The organism is Pontimicrobium sp. MEBiC06410 (genome assembly GCF_053601615.1).
Map to the genome: position 1 here is coordinate 1 of NZ_JBSHNT010000074.1, position 507 is coordinate 507.

Here is a 507-nt window from a genome sequence, read left to right on the forward strand (position 1 = left end):
CGTAGACTACACGGTATGTAACGATTTAACAGGCGATGGACCAACACCAGACGATGTTTGTGATACCGCAACGGTAACCATAACCGTAGACATGGGACCAGATGCCGACATGGATGGCATCCCAGATGTAGTAGACCAAGACGACGATAACGATGGTATTCTAGACGTAGCCGAAGGACCAGGTGACCCAAGTGCCGATGACGATAACGATGGCGTACCAAACTATTTAGACGACGACCCAGCCGATCCATTAGTAGGCGACGTTAACGGAACCGTAGAACCAGCGTACGATAATGATGGCGATGGCGTAAGTAACCACTTAGACCTAGACGCCGACAACGATGGCATCTACGATACCGCAGAAACAGGCGGAACAGACGCTAATAACGACGGCATAGCCGATGGAACCCCAGACCCAGTTACAGGAATCCCAAGCAGTGCAGGCACAGGCGTATCAAGCCCAACCGATACCGATGGTAACGTAGGCGAAAACCTACCCGATTTCTT

Annotated in this window: 1 pseudogene; it reads left to right on the forward strand. The window is 51.3% G+C overall.

What is annotated here, in order from left to right:
* A pseudogene (locus ACVC08_RS00485) lies at positions 1-507 on the forward strand (hypothetical protein); the annotation flags it as partial.